Genomic DNA, 15,707 nt, shown 5'->3' with positions numbered 1-15,707 from the left:
GGGTCAGACGTAGAGCGCCACTTCTTCACCCTCGACGTCGATGTTGTAGACGCGGGCGCGCAGTTTGAGCTTTGGGGCGATGACCGACTTGCCGTCGGACAGGTTGAATTCGTAACCGTGCCAGGGACACCGCACGATCTCACCGTCACGTCCCCATTCGTAGACGTCGGGTGCACTTTCGAGCATCATGCCGGTGGGAGGGAGTGTGCACAGCGAGGCGCCCTTGTGGGGGCATGCGTTGCGCATCGCGTGGAAGGCGCCGCCGACGTTGAAGACGGCGATCTCCACGCCGTCGATGTCGACGACGCGGCGGGTCTCGTCGGGAAATTCGTCCAGTTTGCCGATCACGTGGCGTGTCATTGTGGTGCTCCAGTTGTGCGATGAGACCGTTTCCGTCGGAGGGAACGGTGGGGGTGGTGGGTCAGATCCGTTCGATCAACGTGGCGGTGCCGAGGCCTCCGCCGCAGCACATCGTGACGAGGCCGAAGCGGGTGCCGGTGTTTTCCAACCGGTTGACGATCGTGGTGAGTAGCCGGGCCCCGGTGGTGCCCAACGGGTGTCCGATCGCGATGGCACCGCCCCAGGAGTTGACGCGGTCCATGTCGGGCTGGAATTCGCGCTGCCAGGCGAGCACGACGGAGGCGAATGCCTCGTTGATCTCGATGGCGTCGATGTCGCGGATGCTCAGGTTGTTGCGTTCGAGGATACGTGTGGTCGCAGGGATGGGGCCGGTCAGCATATCGACCGGGTCGACCCCGAGAACGACCTGGTCCACCACGCGTGCGCGCGGCCGGAGTCCGTTCTCCTGCGCGAACTGGGCGCTGGTGAGCAGGACGGCGGCGGCTCCGTCAGAGATCTGAGACGAGTTGCCGGCGGTTACCTTTCCGTCGTCCGCGAAGACTGGTTTCAGTGCTGCCAGCGACTCCGCTGTCGCCTCCGGCCGGATGCCCTGGTCGGCGTCGATCTTGGTGCCGTCGACCTCGATCGGATGGATCTCCCGGGCCAGGTGTCCGTCCCGGACAGCCGCGGCGGCGCGTTGATGGGACCGGGCGGAGAACTCGTCCATTTCGGCGCGACTGATCTGATAGCGATCGGCCAGCCGCTCGGCGGCTATGCCTTGCGACACCAACGGGTAGCGTGACGTCAGTTCCTCGGTGAACGCTTGTCCCCACTGCTCCTGCGAACCGTGGTGGACGCGGAAACCGTTGCGGCCCATGTGCTCGATCCCGGCGGCGATCACGGCACGATCGATGCCTGCCGTGATGGAGGACGCCGCGAAGTGGGCTGCTTGCTGGCTGGAGCCGCACCGGATGTCCACCGTCGTTGCGCCCGTCGTGGCCGGCAGCCCTTTCTGCAACCAGGCGGTGCGGGCAATTCCGGAGGACTGTTGTGCGATCTGGTTGGCACATCCGGTGATGACGTTGTCTACGGTGGCCGGATCGATGCCCGCTCGGTGCAGGACACCTTCGTAGCACTGTCCGAGCAGGTCGGCGGGGTGCACGTCCCGGAGAACGCCCTTCTCCGCGTGCCCGCGGCCGACCGGTGACCGGACCGCGTCGATGATGACGGCCTGATGCGCGGTGTCGGTGCTCATCGTCGGGCTCCTTCCGGGGTCGTCGCAGCCTGGGCGGCTCCGTCGGCGAGCACGTTGTTCACGAGCGTCTTGGAAATGCCGAGGCGGAGGATTTCCGAGGAGCCCTCGTAGATCCGCATGGGGCGGGCCTGGCGGTAGAGTCGCTCGAGCTTGGAGTCGCGAACGAGCCCGAAGCGGCCGGAGATCTGCACGGCGCGGTCGGTGATGCGGCCGGCTGTCTCACTGGCGACCAGTTTCGCCATGGAGCTGAAGTGCAGAGATGCCGCCGGGTCTGCCCGCGCCATGTCGGCGGCCTTGTAGGTCAGGAGGCGGGCCGCTTCGAGTTCGGCCCAGGACGCGCCGAGCATGTCGGCGACTGCGCCGAGCTTGGCGAGCGGGCGCCCGAACTGCACTCGTGTCCCCGCGTGCCGGGCCGCCTCGTCCAGCGCCGACTGAGCGAGGCCGATCGATGCTCCTGCGACCGAGACTCGGAACACCGCCAGGGTGGCGAGCACGTGCTCGAGACCTTTGCCGATTTCGCCGATGCGGTTGTCCTCGTTCACCTCGACGTTCTCGAACGTGAGCTCGGCCAGGATATGGGGAGCAATGATCTCCGGGGTGGGTGTAATCGTCAGGCCCGATGCGTCCGCCGGGACGAGGAACAAGCTCAGGCCCTGGTCCTCCCGGGCCAACACGCAGTAGAAGCCGGCCGCGCCGCCGTTGGAGATGAAGGACTTGTTGCCGTTCAGCACCAGGCGTTCACCGTCCCGGTGAACCTCGGTGACGATGTTCTTCAAGTCCGAGCCGGCGTCCTGCTCCGTCAGCCCGAGTCCGGCGAGGACCTCGCCGGACGCGACCTTGGGCAGCCACTCGTCGCGGAGCTTGTCGTTACCGGCCCGAGCCAGTCCGAAGCTGCCGATACCCTGCAGCGCGAAGAGCGAGTCCAGGTGCGCCGAGGTACCCATCAGAACCTCCCGCACGACGCACACCGCAAGCGGGTCGACGGTCTCGAATCGCCCTCCCCATCGAGCCGGCACAGTCAGGTCGCACAGGCTGCTGGCAGTCAGCACCTTTCGCATGCCCTCGTGCACAGTGCTCATCGCGTCGGCCTCGACGGCGAATGGTTCGGCCGCGGCCGCGACCGCGGCCGCTTCGTCGCGAATAGCGAGGTACTTCTCATCCAGTTCAAAGGCCATTAGTTTTCCTTGTCCAGCCGGGCATTGTCGACTCCGAATCCGGGACGTTCAGAGCCTACTGATTGCCGTGCAATGATTTTCACAGGTCCAACTTGAGGAATTTGCTCTTGGCGCGTGAGACGCAGATCATCATGCACTCGCCGCTCTCGCGCTCACTTTCGGTGAGCACCACGTCGTGATGCTCCGGAGTGCCCTCGAGCACCATCACTTCGCAGGTTCCGCAGGTGCCTTCCTCACACGAGGCATCCACCTCGACACCGGCTTCGGTCAACACCTCGAGGATGCTCTTGTCGGACGGTACCGTCAGCGTCATCCCCGACTGGGCCAGTTCGACCTCGATTGGATTGGCATCCGCCAGGTCCGGCAGATCGGCGCGGAACCGTTCCACGTGTAGCGCATCCACAGGCCAGGTCGATTCGCAGTGGTTCTCGATCGCGGCCAGCAGCGGCTCGGGACCGCAACAGTAGACCGCGGCGCCGGGCCCGGGGTCGGCCAGTTCGGATGCCAGGTCCAGCAGCCCGTGGGTGTCCTGCGGGTGGAGGCGGACCTTGTCGCCGAAGCGCGCCAGTTCGTCTTGGAAGGCCATCGATTCGAGTGAGCGCCCGCCGTACAGGAGCGTCCAGGGGGTGCCGGATGCCTCCGCAGCACCGATCATGGGCAGCATCGGGGTGATGCCGATGCCGCCGGCCACGAATTTGTATTCGGTCGCGGCCTCGATCGGGAAGTTGTTGCGCGGGCCCCGGCACTGCATCTTCGCTCCCGTGGACAGTTCCTCGTGGATATAGGAGGAACCTCCCCGGCTGTTCGGTTCACGCAGCACCGCAACGGTCCAGGTCTGACGATCGGCCGGATCTCCGCACAGTGAGTACTGCCGGGACAGCCCGTTGTCGAGGTTCATCTCGACGTGTGCGCCTGGAGCCCACGAGGGCAGCAGCGCACCATCATTCGCCCGAAGTTCCAACGCCACGATGTCCGGCGTCAGCATCCGTCGGTTGTGCACGACGAGGTCGAGATCGACTTCGTCATCGTTTGCAGTCAGCAGATTCATGACCGTGGGATCCCAATCAGTTGATGCGGTCACCGTAAAACTCCCGTGGATTGTCGAACATAATCCGGCGCTGGAGTTCCTCCGGCAGACCGGCGAGGGCGTTGGTGGGGTCGTTGTAGTTCCAGTGCGGGTAGTCGGAGCTGAACATGAGCACCTTCTCCGCGTTGATCATGTCCATCAGCGAGGTCAGGTGCTCGCGCTTGGGCGGTTCGACGAACGGCTGTGTGGTGAACCGCATGTTCTCGTTGAGGTAGTCGCTCGGGTGCCGCTTGACCCAGGGGATCTCGTCGCGCAGCCCGTGCCAGTCGGCGTCGAGCTTCCAGGCGAGCTCCGCGATCCAGGCGATTCCACCCTCCGCGATGACCACCTTCAGCTCCGGGAAGCGTTCGAAGACACCGTGGCACAGCAGGCTCGCGGTGTTCGCCTGATGAATCTGGCCGAGCAAGGCGTGCCATTCGATGTAGTACGTCGGAGTGCCTGCCATCCTGGGGGCGCGCGCGTAGACGTTCTCGGTGCCACTGGGGTGCACACAGATGGGGAGCCCGTGGCGCTGCGCGGCCTCGTAGATCGGGTAGTAATGCTTCTCGCCCATGAGGATTTCGTGCAGCGGCATGAAGATCTCGACGATTCCGGGGCGATCGGACATCCGGTCGATCTCCTTGACGGCGAGCTCGGGATCCTGGGGGGCGATGACGAGCCCACCGCGGTACCGCTGGTCGAACTGGAGCCACCGCTCGCACATCCAGTCGTTGTACGCCGACGCGATGGTGGCGGCGACCTGCGGGTCGGGCATGGCGCCCAGTCCGAGCAGGTGTCCGGCCAGCAGAATCGCCCGATCGATGCCGGCTCCGTCGAGTAGCTGCGCGGCGGTGAAGGCAGGATCGGTGGCCGGGGACATGCCGGGGCGGGCGGTGTCGGCGCGCATCCCACCGGAGGAGTTGATGTACAGGTAGTCCAACGGCAGGTGGAACTGAGATGCAACGGTGTGGCCGCCACCCAATCCGCTGCCGATGCGTTTCTGCCACGCCGTGCTCATGTAGGGCACGAGAGTCGCGAGCCCGTTCTCCATATAGGGATGGACGTCTGAGTCGATGATCGCCAACGATTGCTTCTTTTCGGTGGTCTGAGCGGCTGCATACGCGGTGGTCATGGGCACATTCCTTGGTTGGCGGTGCGGGATTAAATAGGATTATGTTATCTACCTTACAGACCGCCCTTGGGGTTGTCGAGATCTGAGTCACAGGCCCCCGTCCGGCGGCACGGCGTCGTCATTGACTTCTAAAACATATCTATGTTAGATACGTTAGAGTGTTATTCCGATCACAGGGATGCACTTCATCTCACGCGAATCCGAGAGGTTCTGATGACAACAATCGCGACCACCGACGAGCTCGACGTCACCATTCCCGAACTCGACAAGGTGTTCATCGCCGGTGAGTGGGTCACACCCACTGGCGCCGGCACCATCGACGTGGTCATGCCCTCGACCGAACGGGTCGTGGCCACGGTTCCCTCGCCCACCACGGCGGACGCGGACGCCGCCGTCGCGGCGGCGCGGGCGGCGTTCGATCAGGGTCCCTGGCCGAGCATGCCCGTCGAGGAGCGGGCACGAATGTGCCGCAGCTTCGCCGACGAGCTCGAAGCCCGGTTGGACGCGCTGAATCATGCCTGGACGATCGAGTCCGGATACACCCGCGCGCACGGCGAGATGATCAATTCGGGTGCCGGCAGCGCGATCTGGGGTCATGCGATCGACATCGCGCCTACCCTGCCGTGGGAAGAGATCCGCACCAACGCCACCAGTGAGGTGCTGGTCCAGCATCAACCGATCGGAACGGTCCTGGCGATCCTGACCTACAACGGACCGGTGCCGCTGATGGGCATGAAAGTCATCCCGGCACTGCTCGCCGGGTGTCCCGTGGTCGTGAAATTCGCTCCCGAATCGCAGCTGACTTCCCGCCTGATCATGGATGCCGCCAAGGCGGCCGGGTTCCCGGTCGGGGTCATCAGCGGTCTCGCTGCGGAGCTCGAGACCAGCAAGCATCTCGTGCAGCACCCGGGAATCGACATGGTCCACATGACCGGGGGCACTGCAGTGGCCAAGGAAGTGGTCGAGCAGACCTCGCAACGCCTGGCCCGAACCGCCCTCGAACTCGGCGGGAAGTCGCCGGCCATCATCGCCGACGACGTCGACATCGACGAGGTGCTGGCGACCCTCGTCCCCGGCGCCACCGGCGGCTGTGGGCAGGTGTGCGTTGCATTGTCGCGAATTCTCGTCTCCCGCAATCGTTACGACGAGGTCGTTGCCAAACTCGCCGCGGCGTTCGATGCCATCAAGGTCGGCGATCCCTTCGACCCGGATACCGATCTGGGTCCGCTCGCGAACAAGCGTTCCGTCGAACGGACCGAACGGATGCTGGCCACGGCGCTCGAAGAGGGCGCGGTGGTTGCGGCCGGCGGCAAGCGGCCGGACGGCCTCGAACGCGGCTACTACTTCGCGCCGACTCTGCTGCGCGACGTTACCAGCGACATGGAGATCGCCCAGGAAGAGGTCTTCGGCCCGATCACCGTCGTGATCGCCTACGACGACCTCGATGATGCGGTTCGGATCGCGAACGACACCAAATTCGGTCTCGCCGCGTCGGTCTATGCGCAGAACCGGGACACGGCACTCGAAATCGCGAAGCGTATCCGGTCGGGTGGAGTGGCGCTGAATCTCGCGGGTTGCTCGCTCACCGAGCCCTTCGGCGGCGTCAAACAGTCGGGGTGGGGTCGCGAATGCGGTGCCGAGGGGATCCTCGAGTTCACCGAATTCAAGCAGATCTTGCTCAGTGGGGCCTACTCGGGATAGTGCCGCACGGCCAATGTGGTGGGGAAGAGTCGGTGGACGCTTCCCCACCATCTGGCGTGCCGTGGCCGCGACATCCGAGATACCGGTCGCCGCAATGAAAGCCTCGCTCGCACAAAAGGACCGTACCCGCCAGGCTGGCGGATACGGTCCTCGTGTGTCGAAGGAAATTCAGAGGCCGTACATTTCCCACGTAACGACTTGCCGCATGACATTCGGGTACTTCTTCTCGAAGTACGCCGCAGACTCGGACATGTGGCGGCGCATGGCCTCCGCCGCCGCATCGGGCTGACCCGCCTCGACCGTTCGGCAGATCAATTCGTGCACCGCGAGCACCGAACGGCGAGCATTTCTGGTGTACTGCACGCCCAGTGGCGCGCCGTCGAGAACCCAGTCGAGAGAATTGGAGATGTACGTGATCAACGGATTGCCGGCGCCGGTGGCTACGAGGATGTGGAACCGGTGATTCTCGTGTAGGAAGGTGGCTTCGTCGTCGATGTCGGCCCGCATGTTGGCCACCGACTCCTGCAGGGCGAGGACCGTCTGCTCGTTCCGGTGAGCCGCGCACAGCGATGCGGCGATGGGCTCGATGTATCCCCGCAACTCGATGACGGAACGAAATGTGGTCTCCGAGAACTGCATCAACAGCGCCATGGTGCTTGCGAGATGACGTGAATTGGGTGCCGCGACGACCGGTCCGCCACCGCGTCCGGGACGAATTTCGATCACTCCGAGAAGCTCGAGGATTCGCAGCCCTTCCCGCAGGGTGCTCCGGCCGACACTGTGGGAGGCGCACATGTCGGCTTCCGTGGCCAGCGGATCACCGGGACGAAGCCCGCGGGTCCGAATGTCCTTGGCTATCCGCTGGGCGATGACCTCCGAGCGTTTCGGCGGCATCCGCGGCTCGTAGGCCTGCGGTGTCATGTCGTTCAGGGCGATGCCATTGCCATTCGTTTCCAGCATCCGATGCTCCTTGGGCCTGGTGCCGCTGGTGTAAGTGCGGAGACTGGAGTGTCGCCTCCGGTCAGCAACCGGTCCAGACGGGCTGCCGCTTCTCGGCGAAAGCCGTTGCGCCTTCACGTGCGTCGGCGGAGTGGCGAACCGGGTCGACAATGGCTTCTTGACGCTCGAACGCCTCGTCGATGGCCCAGTTGCCGGACTCGATGATCACCTTCTTCGACGCCTGGACGGCCAGGGGGCCGTTGCCGCTGATCTCCTCCGCGAGTGCGAGTGCAGTATCGAGGGCCTGACCGGACGCTGCGGTTCTGTTGATCAGGCCGTGTTCGGCGCACCACGCGGCGGTCAGCCGTCGTCCGGTCAGGGCCGCTTCCATTGCCAGGTGATACGGGATGCGCGAGGGCAGTCGCAACAGCCCACCGCCGGCGGCGGTAAGTCCGCGCTGCACCTCGGGGAGACCGAACACAGAATCCTCGGCCGCCACGATCAGGTCGCACGACAACGCGATCTCGAATCCACCGCCCACGGCAGCACCCTCGACAGCGGCGATGATCGGCGTGGTCGGCGGCATGCGGACCAGGCCGAAGGGGCCACGCTTCTCGTCGACCGGGCGTTCGCCCGTCGCCCGGAAGGCTTTCAGGTCCATTCCCGCAGAAAAATGACCACCCGCGCCGGTCAGCACGATCACTCGGCAATTCGGGTCGTCGTCGAGCGTGTCGAGGGTACGGCTGATCGCCCGGGCGGTGGCCAGATCGACGGCATTGCGGGCTGCCGGCCGGTTGATCGTCAGCACAGCCACCCCGTTTGCCAGGCGATCGACCGTCAACGATTCCACGGCTTCGGTGGTGCTCATCGCGGCGCCATCCGGATGGCACCGTCGAGTCGAATCGTTTCACCGTTGATCATCGAGTTCTCCATGATGTGGACTGCGAGTTCGCCGAATTCCGCCGGATCGCCGAGACGGCTGGGGTGCGGCACGGACTGACCGAGCTTGTCGCGCACGTTCTCCGGTAGCCGTGCGAGCAGCGGTGTGTCGAAGATTCCGGGTGCGATCGTCGCGACCCGGATCTGGTAAGTGGCGAGGTCTCGCGCGGCAACGATCGTCATACCGACCACGCCCGCCTTGGACGAGGCGTAGGGAATCTGCCCGACCTGACCTTCCCAGGCCGCGACCGACGCGGTCATCACGATCGCGCCACGATCACCGTCGAGAGGTTCGTTGCTCACCATCCGGGCGGCACTGAGGCGGAGCACGTTATAGGAGCCGATGAGATTGGTCTGGATGACTCCCGCGTAGTTCTCGAGCGGGTTGGGCTGACCTTCCCTGTCCAAGATGCGCATCGTGTGACTGCGTCCGGCGCAGTGCACGACCGCGCGCAGGGGCCCGTGTGATTGCGCGATGTCGAGCGCGGCCGACACCGAGTCCTCGTCGGTGACGTCGGCGGGCGCGAAGCTCGCCCCTCCACCGAAGCTCGCTGCCACCGCCTCACCGGCGGAGCTGGGCAGGTCCAGGAGAGTCACGTGCGCTCCCCGTTTGGCCTGTGCGCGCGCACTGGCCAGGCCCAGGCCCGACGCCCCTCCCGTGACCAGCGCGGATGTTCCGTCAAGATTCACAAGATTCTCCTTCGTCTGAAAGCCCCGGTCGGCCTTGTTCGACCGAGACACCGGTTTAATATCAATAATATAAGCATTTTTAGCGCCCGTCGTCGAGGTCGCAACCGGCCCAGAGTGTTCGGCCGTTGACGTCCGACCTACGTGATGCGCCAAGGAGGTTGGTTTGGCGAGAGCTCTTCTCAAGCGACTTTAAATATGCTTATGATATCACCACATGTTGTAGCAGTTGTGTGATGAATACCGAACTGGCGAGGAGAAGTGACGTGGGAGAAACCCTGCTCGAGCGGGAGAAGGACCATCCCCAGGAAGTTGTCGCGGAGCGCGACGGACGACGGATCATCATCATGGACTCCGCCCGCTGGGTCGACGAGCGGAACACCGACCGGGACGTTGTCCTGCCGGCGTCGTATATCGGTGTGCTGCCCGCGCGCATGTGTGCGATCCACCGGCCCCGCGGCGTCATCGGGCACGACGCCTGCGTCGGGAAGGACGGGGCCGGGATCGCCGGGCTCTGGTATCTGGAGGCGCTGGGCATCCCCGCCGCCACTGCGGACGGCATGTCCGTGGAAATGGGTAACGGACGCGACCTCTACGACAACGGCCTGATTTCCCATGTGAACTACCACGCCGAAATCCTCGGCGTGTCAGTCGGAATGCCCGTTCGCGAAGCGGCCGAGCTGCTGCGCGACACCGAGCTGGCCGACACCACCGTGGGAAACAAGATCCGGCGCGAGATCGTCGAGGAGTTCGAGGGCCGCCGGACCGTCGTCACCGACTCCATCGTGTGGGCTCTGCCGGAGGACGCCCGCCGCAGCGTCATGGTGACCGCGGGCCACACGGGTCGCAGCGGCGCGAAGTTCCTACTCGAAGCCGACCCGTGGGCCTTCATCTGTCACGACGGTGGCATGTCGAAAAACGACTCCGGCATCGTCGGACTTCGGACCGCCGAGGGCGCCGGACTGGCCGGCGCATGCATCGACGGCCGCACTGCGCCGATCGGTGACGCCTTCCGCGGCTACCAGGAGGGCCTGATCAGCGCCTGTAACGGTCCGGCACGCGACCGCGGCGTCACCATCGGCATGCCCGTTGCTCGAGCCGCTCACCTCCTCCTCGTCGGTGGCGAGTGATGGATTTGCAGCTCGAGCGGCCACTGCCCACCCCGAGCGAGCTGACAGCGCCGTTCTGGGCTGCAGCGCGCGAGCATCGGCTGGTCCGCCCGGTCTGCGACGACTGCACCCGCAGCTTCTTCACACCTCAACTGATCTGCCCCCACTGCCTCGGCGAAAAATGGAGCTACCAGACCAGCACCGGCCGCGGAAGCATCTACAGCAGCACGATCGTGCACCGACCGCCGTCTCCCGCACTTCCTGCGCCCTACGAGCTCGCCATCGTCGACATCGACGAGGGGTGGCAGGTGCTGACCAACATCGTCACCACCGAGGGCACCCCGACGCCAATCGGCACCCGTGTCGAGGTCGCATGGGTCGAGATCGACGAGAACTGGACCTTTCCCGCTTTTCACGCCATTGACACAGAGGACTTGCCGCGATGAACATCGGACTCGCCTTCAGTAGAAACGCCCGCCGAAACCCGCATGCGCTCGCCACCTTCGCGGGCCCCGATTCGCGCACCTGGCAGCAGGTCGACGACCGCGCGTGCCGCCTGGCGAATCTGCTCATCGACCGGTACGGAGTCCAACGCGGCGACCGGGTCGCAGTACTGGTCGCCAACCGAGTGGAAGTCGTGGAACTCGTCGGCGGCTGCGCAAAGGCCGGAGCGGTGTACGTCGGGCTGAACTTCCGCCTCGGCGAGCCCGAATACGACGAGATCTTCGACAACTGCACTCCCAAGGTCATCCTCGCCGACACCGACCTCGCCCCGATAGCGCGACGACTGACCGACGGCACCGACGTGGTGGTACTCGATATCGACGATCCCACCCAATACGAGGCGCAGTTGAGCACAGCCTCTCCGGCGGCGCCCGCCACCGAGCGGTTGGTGAACTCCGAGGACGAGTTCTGCATCGTGTACTCGAGCGGCACGACGGGCCGCCCCAAGGGCATCCTCTTCAGCGTCGGTGCGACCCTTCAGCACGCGGCGGTGGCAGCATCCGAGTACGAGCTGTCCGAGAACACGAGGTGGCTGATCGCCATCCCGCACAACTCCAGCATGCAGATCACCCTTGCACCCTTGGCTCTCCTCGGCGGGGCTATCGGGTTCTCGGATTCCCGGGGATTCAAGCCCGAACGGCTCGTCGAAGAGGTGCGCTCGAATGCCGTGACGCACACGTTTCTGGTGCCGACCATGCTGATCCGTCTCCTCGAATCCGGGATCGACCGAGACACGATTCCCAGCCTGCAGACGATCGGGTACGGATCCGCCCCTATCGCCCCCGATCGAGTCGCGGCACTCGTCGAGCGCTTCGGCCCGATCTTCGTGCAGTTGTACGGGATGGCGGAAATCGCCTCGATCGGCACCATGCTTCGCAAGAGTGACCACGCCGCCGCCGCGGGCGGTCGTCCGGAACTGTTCACCACCTGCGGGAAAGAGTCGATGGCAGTGATGGTGCGCCTGGTCGACGAAACCGGTGCGGACGTTCCCGCGGGAGAGCGCGGCGAAATCGTTTTCGGCACGCCGTACACGATGATCGGCTACTACCGCGAACCAGAGCGCACCTCGGAGGCACTCATCGACGGCTGGATGCACTCCGGTGACATCGGGCAGTGGACATCCGACGGCTATCTGAAGATCGTGGGCAGGAAGAAGGATCTGATCATCCGTGGTGGGTTCAACATTGCACCCACCGAGATCGAAAACGTGCTGACCCTGCACGAGCAGGTACGCGAGGCAGCCGTCGTCGGCCTCGACGATCCCGAGTGGGGTGAGTCGATCGCCGCGGTAGTCATCGCAAGTGGGGCGCAGGCACCGTCGGTCGACGAACTCACGCAGTGGTGCCGACAGCATGGCCTCCCGAGCATCAAGGTTCCCGCACGGATCGAAGTGTGGCAGGACCTCCCACGCAACGCGGTCGGCAAGATCACCAAGGCGCAGGTGCGCGAAAGGCTGTCCTCCCCGGCGGGTGTCGTATGACCGCGCGCCACCCCTTTCACGACATTGCCGTCGTCGGCGTCGGGATGACCCAGCAGGCCCGGCGACTGGAGATGAACTCACTGACCGCAAGTGTGCACGCGGCGAGGGCCGCCCTCGCGGACGCCGGGATCGACCGCACCGACGTCGACGGCATCTGCGCCCGCTGGCCCGGACCCGGCGGCACCGTCTTCCAACCCGGATCAGCGGACTGGGCGGGACTGCTGGGAATCCCGGTGCGATGGATCGGCGACACCTACCCGCAAGGCGTGCCTGCGGTTCTCGACGCGGCCGCGGCAATCTCAACCGGGCAGTGCCACACGGTGCTGATCACCGGCGGACAGGCGGGCGTGATGAGCGCCGAAGCCGGCCGTGTCGCGTCCTACACCCGTCCGGAAAACGAGTTCGTCGAACCGTTCGGCTCATTCACCACGGCGCAGTTCGCGTTGGTCGCGCAACGGTACCTCCACGAATACCCCCATGCGAGGGACGGTATGGCCCACGTCGCCGCCGCCATCCGCAACACGGGATCGGCCAATCCCGATGCAGTGATGACCGGTCGCGGTCCCTACACCGCCGAGGACGTTCTGGCCGCGCCGAAGGTCGTCGATCCATTCACTCGGCTGGAGGTCTGCCTGGCAAACGAGGGCGCTGCTGCACTGGTCGTCACATCGATGGAGCGCGCCCGCGACCTGCCGTCGACTCCGGTCCGCATCCTCGGCGGCGGCGCAGAATGGATGCGCCAGCAATACGTCGACCCGCCCCGTTACGACGACGTCTGGATGATCGGCGCGGACGCGTCGCGTCGCGCCTACGCCACCGCAGGACTCGAACCCGAGGACCTCGACTTCGTCCAGCTGTACGACGTCAATTCCGCCGAGGTCCTCCGGCAGTACGAGGCGCTCGGATTCTGCAAACAGGGCGACGGTGGACCGTTCGCCATGGACACCGGAATCGGGATCGACGGGGGACTACCCACCTGCACCGACGGCGGCGTCCTCTCGTTCAGTCATATCGGCTGGGGCGCTCCAACATTGAAGATCATCGAAGCTGTCCGGCAAATCCGCGGGGACGGCGGCAACAGGCAGGTACCCGGAGCTCGGACCGGCCTGGTTGCCGGTGCCGGATCCGGGGCCCAGTACTACAACGTCCTCGTCCTCGGCGCAGCGGACTGACCGGGACATCGGGTCACCAGCTACGCACACCGAAGGAATCATCATGGCAGACATCGACTATGCGGTGGCCGACCACATCGCCACCATCACGCTCAACCGGCCGCAATGCAAGAACGCCTTCACATTGGAGATGATCGACACCTGGGCGAATGCGCTAATCGAGGCGGAACACGACCCCAACGTCCGCGTCGTCGTCCTGACCGGCGCTGGCGGATCATTCTGTTCCGGAGTCGACCTCACGGTTCTCGACAGCATCGAACCGACACCCCTGGGCGCCAAAAACCTCCTGACCAAGCACGTGCACCGGGTCGCCCACGCGGCGGAGGCCCTCAACAAGCCGTACCTCGCCGCGGTCTCCGGCGATGCTTTCGGTGCGGGAATGGACATGGCACTTCTCGCCGATATCCGCCTGGCCTCCGAGTCTGCCCGGTTCTCTCAGGCATACATCCGGGTGGGTCTTGTTCCCGGTGACGGGGGATGCTATTTGCTGCCCAGGATCGTCGGCACCGCCACCGCCCTGCAACTGATGTGGACGGGAAGCGTTGTCGGGGCTCAGGAAGCGCTCTCGCTCGGACTGGTCAGTGCGGTGCACCCCGACGACGAGTTGGAGAAGGAGGTGCTCGAACTGGCAACCCAGATCGCGCGCCAGCCTCCCGTTGCGGTGCAGATGATCAAGCGCAGCACCAGGCTCGGTGAAAAACATGATCTCAGAACAGCACTCGACCTGATCTCCTCGCATCACGCGGTCGTCATGTCGACCGCGGATTCGCAGGAAGCCCGACGCGCCATGGTCGAGAAGCGGCCGGCGCACTACGTCGGCCGCTGAAGCCGGTCTCCGCGGTACATCTAAACGAACACTCACACTGTGAATCCCGAACGAGAGGTTGGACGATGCGTGTCCGAAGTAAGGATGCTCCCTCGAGCGCTCAGCGGACCGAGTCGCGAAAGAAGCGCAAAGCGCTGGTCGCGGGCTCGGTCGGAAATACCGTGGAATGGATCGACTGGGCGCTGTACAGTGCGCTGGCACCGGTCTTCGCGACGCAATTCTTTCCGCCTTCGGCGCCCGGATCGGGTTTGCTGGCGACACTTGCCGTCTTCGCGGTCGGCTTTGTCATGCGGCCGGTCGGTGGTGCCGTGATCGGCGTCTTCACCGATCGTCACGGCCGGAAGAAGGGGCTGACACTGACCATCGTGATGATGGCAGGGTGCGCGTTCGTCATTGCACTGTGCCCGACGTACGACCAAATCGGTGTGGCGGCACCGATCGTGCTTCTCTTGGCCCGGCTCGTGCAGGGATTCTCGGCCGGCGGTGAGTTCGGATCCTCCTCAGCTCTCCTCGTCGAATCGGCGACGGGTATGCGACGCGCTTTCGCTGGTTCATGGCAACAAGTGTCGGCAGGGCTGGGTGTGTTGATCGCCGCCGTGCTGGCACTGATCCTCACGGCGGCACTCGATCCGGAGGTGATGTCGGCGTGGGGTTGGCGGGCCGCGTTCATCGCCGGTGGACTTCTGGGATTGGTCGGTTTGTGGCTGCGGATCGGGCTCGAGGAGACCGACAGCTTCCGGAACGCGCAAGCCGATGGACGAATCCCACGAAACCCGATGACCGAAATGTTGCGGAAGCATCCTGGTGCGGCGTTCCGAGTGATCGGCATGGCGGCCGCCGGAGTGCTGATCTACTACATCTGGATCAACTACATGCCCGGGTATGTCAGCGCCGCTCTCGGCACGATGTCATTGCAGACGGCGCTCCTGGCGAACACGATGGCGCTGGCCTACTTTCTGTGCCTCCTGCCGTTCGCCGGGATCATCGCCGATCGTGTCGGGCGCAAGCCGGTGATGTTGACGTTCGCGATCGGCTTCCTCCTGTTCGCCTACCCGGCGTTCCGAATGCTCGAGACCGGCGGCTTCTGGACTCTTCTCGCCGTCGAGATCGTAGGTGTCACCTTGTTGGCCGGTTATGCCGGACTCATTGCGACTGTAATGGCCGAACAGTTCCCTGCGGAAGTCCGCACAACAGGTATCGGGTTCCCCTACGCCGTCGCGGTTGCTCTCTTCGGTGGGACGGCTCCGTACATCACGACCTGGTTGGCGACCAACGGTCTACAAGATTGGGTATGGCTGTATGTCGCGGCAGCGGCTCTCGGAGGAGGGGTCGTATACGCGCGGATGCCAGAGACTCGTGATCGAGTGCTCGCATAAATCAGGA

The 15,707-nt window shown here is 64.8% G+C and carries 15 protein-coding genes; 7 read left to right on the top strand and 8 right to left on the bottom strand.

The genetic code is table 11. The features are described 5' to 3' along the window. Nucleotides 1–3: 3 nt before the first annotated feature. The 5 genes from ACFTZB_RS19180 to ACFTZB_RS19160 all read right to left on the bottom strand — a co-directional run bounded on the left by ACFTZB_RS19180 (nt 4) and on the right by ACFTZB_RS19160 (nt 4,967). Nucleotides 4–360, bottom strand: a complete 357-nt coding sequence (locus ACFTZB_RS19180) for a Rieske (2Fe-2S) protein (RefSeq protein ID WP_087558265.1) — start codon at nt 358–360, stop codon at nt 4–6. A 61-nt stretch (nt 361–421) separates the two neighbouring features. Continuing rightward, nucleotides 422–1,594 (bottom strand): thiolase family protein, encoded by a 1,173-nt coding sequence (locus ACFTZB_RS19175; protein ID WP_378433541.1) that lies wholly within the window; start codon nt 1,592–1,594, stop codon nt 422–424. Further along, nucleotides 1,591–2,769 (bottom strand): acyl-CoA dehydrogenase family protein, encoded by a 1,179-nt coding sequence (locus tag ACFTZB_RS19170; protein ID WP_378433540.1) that lies wholly within the window; start codon nt 2,767–2,769, stop codon nt 1,591–1,593. The genes ACFTZB_RS19175 and ACFTZB_RS19170 overlap by 4 nt, the downstream gene beginning before the upstream one ends. A gap of 79 nt (nt 2,770–2,848) precedes the next feature. Next, nucleotides 2,849–3,850, bottom strand: a complete 1,002-nt coding sequence (locus tag ACFTZB_RS19165) for a PDR/VanB family oxidoreductase (protein ID WP_378433539.1) — start codon at nt 3,848–3,850, stop codon at nt 2,849–2,851. Beyond that, nucleotides 3,834–4,967 (bottom strand): amidohydrolase family protein, encoded by a 1,134-nt coding sequence (locus ACFTZB_RS19160; RefSeq protein ID WP_378433538.1) that lies wholly within the window; start codon nt 4,965–4,967, stop codon nt 3,834–3,836. The genes ACFTZB_RS19165 and ACFTZB_RS19160 overlap by 17 nt, the downstream gene beginning before the upstream one ends. 213 nt (nt 4,968–5,180) lie before the next feature. On the opposite strand from ACFTZB_RS19160, the gene ACFTZB_RS19155 reads away from it, so the two are divergent. Continuing rightward, a complete protein-coding gene (locus tag ACFTZB_RS19155) occupies nt 5,181–6,668 on the top strand; it encodes an aldehyde dehydrogenase family protein (RefSeq protein ID WP_378433537.1) in 1,488 nt (495 codons plus the stop codon). A gap of 168 nt (nt 6,669–6,836) precedes the next feature. On the opposite strand, the gene ACFTZB_RS19150 is transcribed toward ACFTZB_RS19155, so the two are convergent. From ACFTZB_RS19150 to ACFTZB_RS19140, 3 genes are all read right to left on the bottom strand, one after another. Next, nucleotides 6,837–7,628, bottom strand: a complete 792-nt coding sequence (locus ACFTZB_RS19150) for a FadR/GntR family transcriptional regulator (RefSeq protein ID WP_378433536.1) — start codon at nt 7,626–7,628, stop codon at nt 6,837–6,839. Between the two features lie 61 nt (nt 7,629–7,689). Next, nucleotides 7,690–8,475, bottom strand: a complete 786-nt coding sequence (locus ACFTZB_RS19145; RefSeq protein ID WP_378433535.1) for a crotonase/enoyl-CoA hydratase family protein — start codon at nt 8,473–8,475, stop codon at nt 7,690–7,692. Further along, the gene (locus ACFTZB_RS19140; RefSeq protein ID WP_378433534.1) at nt 8,472–9,236 is read right to left on the bottom strand and encodes an SDR family NAD(P)-dependent oxidoreductase; all 765 of its coding nucleotides are present in this window, start codon (nt 9,234–9,236) and stop codon (nt 8,472–8,474) included. The genes ACFTZB_RS19145 and ACFTZB_RS19140 overlap by 4 nt, the downstream gene beginning before the upstream one ends. A 263-nt stretch (nt 9,237–9,499) precedes the next feature. On the opposite strand from ACFTZB_RS19140, the gene ACFTZB_RS19135 reads away from it, so the two are divergent. From ACFTZB_RS19135 to ACFTZB_RS19110, 6 genes are all read left to right on the top strand, one after another. After that, nucleotides 9,500–10,363 carry a hypothetical protein gene (locus tag ACFTZB_RS19135; protein ID WP_206007117.1) on the top strand — a complete coding sequence of 288 codons (864 nt, stop codon included), beginning with the start codon at nt 9,500–9,502 and terminating at the stop codon, nt 10,361–10,363. Beyond that, complete coding sequence (locus ACFTZB_RS19130) at nt 10,363–10,788, top strand: Zn-ribbon domain-containing OB-fold protein (RefSeq protein WP_378433533.1); 426 nt, start codon at nt 10,363–10,365, stop codon at nt 10,786–10,788. Before ACFTZB_RS19135 ends, ACFTZB_RS19130 begins: the two co-directional genes overlap by 1 nt. Then, nucleotides 10,785–12,326: a class I adenylate-forming enzyme family protein gene (locus ACFTZB_RS19125; protein ID WP_378433532.1), complete on the top strand. Its 1,542-nt coding sequence runs from the start codon at nt 10,785–10,787 to the stop codon at nt 12,324–12,326. Before ACFTZB_RS19130 ends, ACFTZB_RS19125 begins: the two co-directional genes overlap by 4 nt. Beyond that, nucleotides 12,323–13,498, top strand: a complete 1,176-nt coding sequence (locus ACFTZB_RS19120) for a thiolase family protein (RefSeq protein WP_378433531.1) — start codon at nt 12,323–12,325, stop codon at nt 13,496–13,498. Before ACFTZB_RS19125 ends, ACFTZB_RS19120 begins: the two co-directional genes overlap by 4 nt. A 43-nt stretch (nt 13,499–13,541) precedes the next feature. Further along, entirely contained in the window at nt 13,542–14,324 is a 783-nt protein-coding gene (locus ACFTZB_RS19115) for an enoyl-CoA hydratase/isomerase family protein (RefSeq protein ID WP_378433530.1), read from the top strand. 65 nt (nt 14,325–14,389) lie between these two features. Further along, on the top strand, nt 14,390–15,700 hold the full coding sequence (locus ACFTZB_RS19110) for an MFS transporter (protein ID WP_378433529.1): 1,311 nt from the start codon (nt 14,390–14,392) through the stop codon (nt 15,698–15,700). The last annotated feature ends 7 nt before the right edge of the window (nt 15,701–15,707 follow it).

This window comes from Rhodococcus sp. NPDC057014 (assembly GCF_042673295.1).
Classification (GTDB): Bacteria; Actinomycetota; Actinomycetes; order Mycobacteriales; family Mycobacteriaceae; genus Rhodococcus_F.
Note: the sequence above shows the minus strand (reverse complement) of the source record. Positions and strands in the feature narration are given on the sequence as shown.